This window comes from Streptomyces sp. adm13(2018), from assembly GCF_008042145.1.
In the GTDB taxonomy this organism is placed as follows: Bacteria; Actinomycetota; Actinomycetes; order Streptomycetales; family Streptomycetaceae; genus Streptomyces.
Window position 1 is genome coordinate 74,256 of the sequence record NZ_RDBH01000141.1, and the last position, 7,013, is coordinate 81,268.

The 7,013-nt window shown below is 72.2% G+C and carries 6 protein-coding genes; 2 read left to right on the forward strand and 4 right to left on the reverse strand.

Going from position 1 to position 7,013, the window contains the following annotated elements:
* A partial coding sequence (locus EAO70_RS28250) for an ABC transporter substrate-binding protein (protein ID WP_148006556.1) occupies positions 1-1,123 on the forward strand: 1,123 nt, incomplete at its 5' end.
* Positions 1,124-1,172: 49 nt separating this feature from the next.
* On the opposite strand, the gene EAO70_RS28255 is transcribed toward EAO70_RS28250, so the two are convergent.
* The 4 genes from EAO70_RS28255 to EAO70_RS28270 form a co-directional block, all read right to left on the reverse strand.
* Entirely contained in the window at positions 1,173-2,234 is a 1,062-nt protein-coding gene (locus EAO70_RS28255) for a 2-oxoacid:ferredoxin oxidoreductase subunit beta (protein WP_148005726.1), read from the reverse strand.
* Entirely contained in the window at positions 2,227-4,164 is a 1,938-nt protein-coding gene (locus tag EAO70_RS28260) for a 2-oxoacid:acceptor oxidoreductase subunit alpha (protein ID WP_148005727.1), read from the reverse strand. Before EAO70_RS28260 ends, EAO70_RS28255 begins: the two co-directional genes overlap by 8 nt.
* Before the next feature lie 377 nt (positions 4,165-4,541).
* Complete coding sequence (locus EAO70_RS28265; protein WP_148005728.1) at positions 4,542-5,201, reverse strand: response regulator transcription factor; 660 nt, start codon at positions 5,199-5,201, stop codon at positions 4,542-4,544.
* A 273-nt stretch (positions 5,202-5,474) separates the two neighbouring features.
* A complete protein-coding gene (locus EAO70_RS28270; protein WP_148005729.1) occupies positions 5,475-6,758 on the reverse strand; it encodes a sensor histidine kinase in 1,284 nt (427 codons plus the stop codon).
* 59 nt (positions 6,759-6,817) lie between these two features.
* Between EAO70_RS28270 and EAO70_RS40480 the strand changes: the two genes are divergently transcribed.
* A partial coding sequence (locus EAO70_RS40480; RefSeq protein ID WP_222723491.1) for a hypothetical protein occupies positions 6,818-7,013 on the forward strand: 196 nt, incomplete at its 3' end.

Genomic DNA, 7,013 nt, shown 5'->3' on the forward strand with positions numbered 1-7,013 from the left:
CCGCGACGCGTACACGATCGGTGTCCTCACGGATCTCAGCGGCCCCAGCAGGACGGACGGCCGGGGGCAGGAGCGCGGGATCCGGCTGGCCGTGGAGGAGTTCAACGCCCGCGCCGACCGCCCCTTCGACCTGCGCCTGCGAGTCGAGGACGACGGCGGCGAGCCCGAGCGGGCCAGGGCCGCGGCCCTCGCCCTCGCGAAGGTCCCCGGTCTGGTCGGGGTCCTGGGGCCGACGCTCATGCCGACCGCCGTCGCGGCGGGCGACGAACTGACCGTGCGCGGGGTGCCGCTGGCGAGCGTGGTCGCCGACGTCCCGGCGGGGCAGATGAGGGGCCAGGAGACCAGGACCACCTACTTCCAGCCACGCAGCGTCCACGACATGATGACGGTGCCCTTCAGCCGCTACCTCACCGCTCACGGGGCCAGGCGGACCGCGGTGGTCGAGGACCGGGACGCGGGCGAGTACAGCTGGTTCGCCGCCAGGAACCTGGAGCGGTACCCGCCGTCGGGGGACCAGGGCGGGACCGTGACCGTCCACGGGGTCGAGAGGGACGACGAGGACTTCGGCCCCGCCGTGCGGGCCGCGCTCGCGACCGGCCCGCAGGGCGTGATGTACGTGGGCTCGTCACCGCGCCGGGCCGCGCTGTGCGCCAGGGCGCTGCGCGACCAGGGGTACCGGGGGCCGCGCGGCACTGTCGAGCACGTGCTCCGGCCGGAGTTCCTCACCGCCGCCGGAGCGGCCGCCGAAGGCTGGTACTTCGGCACGGGCTACGCCGACCCCGACGGGCTCCCGAAGGCGAAGCGGTTCGCCGCCGCGTACCGGAAGCGCTGGGGACTCGGCGGCACGGCCCCCGTCGACCGGTTCGCCACGGAGGCCTACGACCTCGCCCACTGGGTCTTCCAGGCGACGCGCGCGGCGGCCGCCAACCACGCCGGGTCGGTGGCCTCGGGCGTCCGGAACAGCCTGGCGCAGACGCCGTACCAGGGGCTGGTGAAGACGTACTCGGCGCAGGCGAACAAGGACACGCCCACCGCGCTGCTCGGCCTGTACCTGTGGCAGGTGAAGGAGGGGGCGCCCCGCTTCCTGGGCCCCTTCGACGAGGCGGCGCGCAAGGGGACGTGAGAGGGCCCGGTCCGCGGGTGCGGACCGGGCCCTCTCACGTGCCGGCGGCCTAGCCGACGACCGTCCAGGTGTCGTTGCCCGCGAGGAGCTGGCTCAGGTCGCCCTTGCCGTGCCGTTCCAGGGCCGTCTCCAGCTGGTCCGCCATCAGGGTGTCGTACACCGGCCGCTCCACCGACCGGAGCACCCCGATGGGGGTCTGGTGGAGGGTGTCCGGGTCCGCGAGGCGGGACAGCGCGAAGGCCGTGGTGGGGGTGGTGGCGTGCGCGTCGTGGACCAGGATCCGTGACGCGTTCTCCGGGGTGACCGTGACGACCTGGAGGTCGCCGGTGGCCGGGTCGCGGACGACGCCCTTGGCGAGGTCGGTGCCGAAGCGGATCGGCTGCCCGTGTTCGAGGCGGATGACCGCCTCCTGGGCCAGGTCCTTGTCCTTGAGGACCTCGAAGGCGCCGTCGTTGAAGATGTTGCAGTTCTGGTAGATCTCGACGAGCGCCGTGCCGTTGTGGTCGGCGGCCTGCCGCAGGACCTCGGTGAGGTGCTTGCGGTCGGAGTCGACGGTACGGGCGACGAAGGAGGCCTCCGCGCCGAGGGCGAGCGACACCGGGTTGAACGGGGAGTCCAGGGAGCCCATCGGGGTCGACTTGGTGATCTTGCCCAGCTCGGAGGTGGGCGAGTACTGGCCCTTGGTCAGCCCGTAGATCCGGTTGTTGAAGAGCAGGATCTTGAGGTTGACGTTCCGCCGGAGGGCGTGGATGAGGTGGTTGCCGCCGATGGAGAGGGCGTCGCCGTCGCCCGTGACGACCCAGACGGACAGGTCGCGGCGGGAGGTGGCGAGACCGGTGGCGATGGCCGGGGCGCGGCCGTGGATCGAGTGCATCCCGTACGTGTTCATGTAGTACGGGAAGCGGGAGGAGCAGCCGATGCCGGAGACGAAGACGATGTTCTCCTTCGCCAGGCCCAGCTCGGGCATGAAGCCCTGGACGGCGGCCAGGACCGCGTAATCACCGCAGCCGGGGCACCACCGCACCTCCTGGTCGGACTTGAAGTCCTTCATGGACTGCTGCGCCTCGGCCTTGGGCACCAGGTTCAGCAGCGTCTCCGTGGGCTCACTCATCGATGGCCTCCTTGAGGGCGGCGGCGAGCTGCTCGGCCTTGAACGGCATGCCGTTGACCTGGGTGTGGCTGCGGGCGTCGACGAGGTACCTCGCCCGGACGAGGGTGGCGAGCTGCCCGAGGTTCATCTCGGGCACGACGACCTTCTCGTACCGCTTCAGGACCTCGCCGAGGTTCTTCGGGAAGGGGTTGAGGTGCCGCAGGTGGGCCTGGGCGATGTGCCCGTCCTCGCGGCGGATGCGGCGGACCGCGGCCGTGATCGGCCCGTAGGTGGAGCCCCAGCCGAGGACCAGGGTCCGGGCGCCGTCCGGGTCGTCGACCTCGATGTCGGGGACGTCGATGCCGTCGACCTTGGCCTGCCGGGTGCGGACCATGAACTCGTGGTTGGCGGGGTCGTACGAGATGTTCCCGGTGCCGTCCTGCTTCTCGATGCCGCCGATGCGGTGTTCGAGGCCGGGGGTGCCGGGCACGGCCCAGGGGCGGGCCAGGGTCTCGGGGTCGCGCTTGTACGGCCAGAAGACCTCGGTGCCGTCGGCCAGCTCGTGGTTGGGGCCGGTGGAGAACCGCGTACGGAGGTCGGGGAGTTCGTCGACGTCCGGGATCCGCCAGGGCTCCGAGCCGTTGGCCAGGTAGCCGTCGGAGAGCAGGAAGACCGGCGTGCGGTACGCGAGGGCGATCCGGGCCGCCTCGATCGCCGCGTCGAAGCAGTCGGCCGGCGTCATCGGGGCGACGATCGGGACCGGGGCCTCGCCGTTGCGGCCGTACATCGCCTGGAGCAGGTCGGCCTGCTCGGTCTTGGTGGGGAGGCCGGTGGACGGGCCGCCCCGCTGGATGTCGACGATCAGCAGCGGCAGCTCCAGGGAGACCGCGAGGCCGATCGTCTCGGACTTGAGCGCCACGCCGGGGCCGGACGTGGTCGTGACGCCGAGCGCGCCGCCGAACGCCGCCCCCAGGGCCGCGCCGATGCCGGCGATCTCGTCCTCGGCCTGGAAGGTGCGGACACCGAAGTTCTTGTGCCTGCTGAGCTCGTGCAGGATGTCCGAGGCCGGGGTGATGGGGTACGAGCCCAGGTAGAGCGGCAGGTCCGCCTGGCGCGCGGCGGCGACCAGGCCGTACGAGAGGGCCAGGTTCCCCGAGATGTTCCGGTAGGTGCCGGTGGGGAAGGCCCGGGTCGCGGGGGCGATCTCGTAGGAGACGGCGAAGTCCTCGGTGGTCTCCCCGAAGTTCCAGCCGGCCCGGAACGCGGCGACGTTCGCCTCGGCGATCTGCGGCTTCTTCGCGAACTTCTGCCGCAGGAAGGTCTCGGTGCCCTCGGTCGGCCGGTGGTACATCCAGGAGAGCAGCCCGAGCGCGAACATGTTCTTGGAGCGCTCGGCCTCCTTCCTGGACAGGCCGAAGTCCTTGAGCGCCTCGACGGTCAGCGTGGTCAGCGGCACCGGGTGGACCCGGTAGCCGTCCAGCGAACCGTCCTCCAGGGGCGAGGTCGTGTAGCCGACCTTGGCCATGGCGCGCTTCGCGAACTCGTCGGTGTTGACGATGATCTCGCCCCCGTGCGGCACGTCCCCGATGTTGGCCCGCAGGGCGGCGGGGTTCATCGCGACCAGCACGTTCGGGGCGTCGCCCGGGGTCAGGATGTCGTGGTCGGCGAAGTGCAGCTGGAAGGACGAGACACCCGGCAGGGTTCCGGCGGGTGCCCGGATCTCGGCCGGGAAGTTCGGCAGCGTGGAGAGGTCGTTCCCGAAGGACGCCGTCTCCGAGGTGAAGCGGTCACCCGTCAGCTGCATGCCGTCTCCGGAGTCACCCGCGAAGCGGATGATCACCCGGTCGAGTCGGCGCACTTCCTTCTCGGTGCCGTGGTGCGGCTTCGCCGGGGCACTGCGCTGCTCCCCGAGCAGGGCCTCACCGGCCTCGCTACTGACCTGGCTGGTCACTGAACTGGACCTCCCTCGCGGCAAGGGGACTCTCCGCCGGAGGCGGGAGAAGGCTCGGGGCGCGGTCGGCCGATCACCGTCCGTCCCCAGGCCCACCCTACGACGGCAGGGCGGGCCCTCCCGGGACTTCTCGCATCTCGGACCTCTTTTTGAGACGCCCTCTTGCCCTGAATTGTCACGTTCTGTCGCCACCCGGAGTGTTCCGGAAAGCCGGATTCCGCCTCATTCTCTGGTTCCAGGCCCCCTGGGGAGCCGTCCGGGCGCCCAAGGGGCCGCCCGGGGGATCGTCCGGGGGGTCGTTCGGGGGTTGTCGTCGGCCGTCCGCGGTGCGCGGGTCCGGCCGACTGCTTTCCGCCATCTGACAGGGTGTCAGATGATCAGGATTTCAGATACGTCAACACCGCCAGTACCCGTCGGTGATCGCCGTCACTCGGTGAGAGTCCCAGCTTCAGGAAGATGTTGCTGATGTGCTTCTCCACCGCGCCGTCGCTCACGACCAGTGCCTTCGCGACGGCCGAGTTCGTCCGCCCCTCCGCCATCAGGCCCAGGACCTCCCGCTCGCGCGGCGTCAGGTTCGCGAGCACGTCCTGCTGACGGCTCCGGCCCAGCAGCTGCTGCACGACCTCCGGGTCGAGCGCGGTGCCGCCGCCGGCCACCCGCACCACGGCGTCCACGAACTCCCTGACGTCGGCGACCCGGTCCTTCAGCAGATAGCCGACGCCCCGGCTGGAACCGGCCAGGAGTTCGGTGGCGTACTGCTCCTCCACGTACTGCGACAGCACGAGCACGCCGAGTCGCGGATGCTCCTTCCGCAGCCGCACGGCCGCCCGGACCCCCTCGTCCGTGTGCGTCGGCGGCATCCGCACGTCGGCGACGACGACATCGGGCAGCGCGCCCTCCGCGGCCAGCCCGGCCACGGTCTCGACGAGCGCCTCACCGTCCCCCACACCGGCGACCACCTCGTGCCCGAGGTCGGTGAGCAACCGGGTCAGCCCCTCCCGCAGCAGTACGGAATCCTCCGCGATGACCACCCGCACGCGCCCGACCCCTTGATCCACACCCACGCCCAACAGCCCCCATGTCTCGTCGACCGAGTACGTCCTGTGACTCGGCCAGCATCGCAGGATCGCCTCGCGTTGTGCCCCTTCGCGGCGGGAGGCCTGTCACCTCCTGGGCGCGGGGCCCGGCGGCGGGGGAGGGTCCGGGCCCCGGGGATCCGCGTACGCGACCGGGCGGCTCCGTGCCCTCCGCGCACACGAATGGCCCCGGGGCCCGAGGACCCCGGGGCGCCGGCCCCCGCCACGGCGGCGTCACGACCGCCAGGGCAGTTCCACCGTCACCGTCGTGGGCCCGCCCTCCGGCGAGTCCACCGCGAGCACGCCGTCGACCGCACCCACCCGGTCCGAGAGCGACGCCAGGCTCCGCCCGGTCACCACGTGCGCCCCGCCGGCACCGTCGTCCCGCACCTGAAGCATCAGCCGCCCGCCCGCCCGCCACACGTCCACCCAGGCCCGCCGCGCCCGCGCGTGCGCCGTGACGTTCCGCAGCAGCTCGGAGACGGTGAAGTACGCGATGCCCTCGATCGCCGCCACCGGCCGCGCCGGCAGGTCCACGTCCACCGACACCGGGACCGCGCAGCGCGAGGCCACCGCCGACAGCGCCGCGTCCAGGCCCCGGTCGGTGAGGACGGCCGGGTGGATGCCCCGCGCGAGGTCCCGCAGCTCCTGGAGGGCGAGCTTCACCTCGCCGTGGGCCTCGTCGACGAGCACCGCCGCCGCCCGCGGATCCTGGGCCAGCTTCTCCTTGGCGAGCCCGAGGTCCATGGCGAGCGCGGCGAGCCGGGCCTGCGCCCCGTCGTGCAGCTCGCGCTCGATGCGCCGCAGGTCCGCCGAGGCGGTGTCGACGACCACGCCCCGGTCCGACTCCAGCTCGGTGACGCGCGAGGCCAGCCGGGAGGGCCCGAGGAGCCCGGAGACCAGGAGCCGGTCGACCGTGACGAACCCGCGCAGCAGCCAGGGGCCCGCCATCACGAAGAGCAGCCCGATCAGGCTGGTGACGGCGACCTCGAAGGGGGAGTCGAGGTAGAGGTTGTGGGTCCCGTCGCCGTACAGCTGGATGCCGTCCTGCCCGACGTACGCGGGGAAGGTCCACTTCCACAGCGGGTACGTGAAGAGGCCCCAGCCCCAGCCCCAGAAGGCCACGGTCACGGAGAAGGAGACGATCGCCCACGGCATGTGCACGAGCGCGTAGAGCAGGTGCCGCCAGGACGAGCCGCTCCTCAGCACGGCGCTCATCCAGGAGAAGGCGCCGCCGGTACGGCCCCGCACCGGTTCGGGCGCGCCCACGTCGACGCCCAGCAGGGTCCGCGTCCGGGCCCGCTCGACGAAGCCGAAGCCCCGGCACATGGCGAGCGCCCCGGCCAGGATCGGTATGCCGAGGAAGGTGACGAGCAGCCCGGCTCCGGCCGAGACGAGGGCGACGGAGAGCGCGAACCAGCAGACGCTCAGCGGCAGCCCGATCAGCACGTGGAGCAGCGCACGCCACGTGCGGCCCTCGAACGGCGCGCGGATCGCGGCGGGGAGGTGGGAGGCCATCGCGGAGGATTCCGTACTGCTGCGGGAGGGGCTGACCCGGTTGCGGTATGCCGAGGAAGGTGACGAGCAGCCCGGCTCCGGCCGAGACGAGGGCGACGGAGAGCGCGAACCAGCAGACGCTCAGCGGCAGCCCGATCAGCACGTGGAGCAGCGCACGCCACGTGCGGCCCTCGAACGGCGCGCGGATCGCGGCGGGGAGGTGGGAGGCCATCGCGGAGGATTCCGTACTGCTGCGGGAGGGGCTGACCCGGTTGC